A 1,604-nucleotide genomic window follows, 5' to 3' on the forward strand; every position below is an offset into this window, starting at 1 on the left:
TGATCTGCCGCGGGGTGCGGAGGTCATCGTCAACACGGACGAGTTCACCAAGCGGGCGATGCAGAAGGTCGGGTACGACACCAATCCGCTGGAGGACGGGTCGCTCGACGGGTATCAGCTGCATCCGGTGCCGTTGACGACGTTGACGGTGCAGGCGCTGAAGGACTTCGATCTGTCCCGTAAGGAGGCCGAGCGGAGCAAGAACATGTTCGCGCTGGGTCTGCTGTCGTGGATGTATCACCGGCCGACGGAGGGCACGGAGAAGTTCCTGCAGTCGAAGTTCGCGAAGAAGCCGGACATCGCGGCGGCGAACATCGCGGCGTTCCGGGCGGGCTGGAACTTCGGGGAGACGACGGAGGATTTCGCGGTCTCCTACGAGGTGGAGCCGGCGGCGAAGGCGTTCCCGGTGGGCACCTACCGCAACATCTCGGGGAATCTGGCGCTGTCCTACGGTCTGATCGCGGCGGGCAGGCAGGCGGATCTGCCGTTGTTCCTGGGCTCGTATCCGATCACTCCGGCCTCGGACATCCTGCACGAGCTGAGCCGGCACAAGAATTTCGGGGTGCGCACGTTCCAGGCCGAGGACGAGATCGCGGGGATCGGGGCGGCGCTGGGGGCGGCGTTCGGTGGTGCGCTGGCGGTGACGACGACGTCGGGGCCGGGGGTGGCGCTGAAGAGCGAGACGATCGGGCTGGCGGTGTCGCTGGAGCTGCCGCTGCTGGTGGTGGACATCCAGCGGGGCGGCCCGTCGACGGGTCTGCCGACCAAGACCGAGCAGGCCGATCTGCTGCAGGCGATGTTCGGGCGCAACGGTGAGGCGCCGGTGCCGGTCGTGGCGCCGGCCACGCCGGCGGGCTGTTTCGACGCCGCTCTGGAGGCGGCGCGGATCGCGCTGACGTACCGCACTCCGGTGTTCGTGCTGTCCGACGGCTATCTCGCCAACGGTTCGGAGCCGTGGCGGATCCCGGAGGTGGAGGAGCTGCCGGATCTGACGGTGCAGTTCGCGCAGGGCCCGAACCACACCCTGGACGACGGCACGCGCACGTTCTGGCCCTACAAGCGGGACCCGCTGACCCTGGCCCGGCCGTGGGCGATCCCGGGCACGCCGGGTCTGGAGCACCGTATCGGCGGTATCGAGAAGCAGGACGGCACCGGGAACATCTCCTACGACCCGGCCAACCACGACTTCATGGTCCGCACCCGCCAGGCGAAGATCGACAACATCGACGTCCCCGACGTCGAGGTCGACGACCCTTCCGGGGCGAGGGTCCTGGTCCTGGGCTGGGGATCGACGTACGGGCCGATCACCGCGGCCGTGCGGCGGGTGCGCAGGGAGGGCGGCAGCGTCGCGCAGGCCCATCTGCGGCACCTCAACCCCTTCCCCGCCAACCTCGGCGCCGTCCTGACCCGCTACGACACGGTCGTGATCCCCGAGATGAACCTCGGCCAGCTCGCCACGCTGATCCGGGCCAAGTACCTCGTCGACGCCCGCTCCTACACCCAGGTCAACGGCATGCCGTTCAAGGCCGAACAACTCGCCACGGCGCTGAAGGAGGCCATCGATGGCTGAGACGTCCCTGGAAGGCACGGCCACGATCGACGCG

Annotated in this window: 1 protein-coding gene; it reads left to right on the forward strand. The window is 68.6% G+C overall.

Features of this window, described 5'->3' with window-relative positions:
* On the forward strand, window positions 1-1,570 hold a 1,570-nt coding region (locus tag ACIHCM_RS37485; protein WP_399906540.1), incomplete at its 5' end, for a 2-oxoacid:acceptor oxidoreductase subunit alpha.
* Between the last annotated feature and the right edge of the window lie 34 nt (window positions 1,571-1,604).

It is taken from the genome of Streptomyces sp. NPDC052023 (genome assembly GCF_044548465.1).
GTDB lineage: Bacteria > Actinomycetota > Actinomycetes > Streptomycetales > Streptomycetaceae > Streptomyces.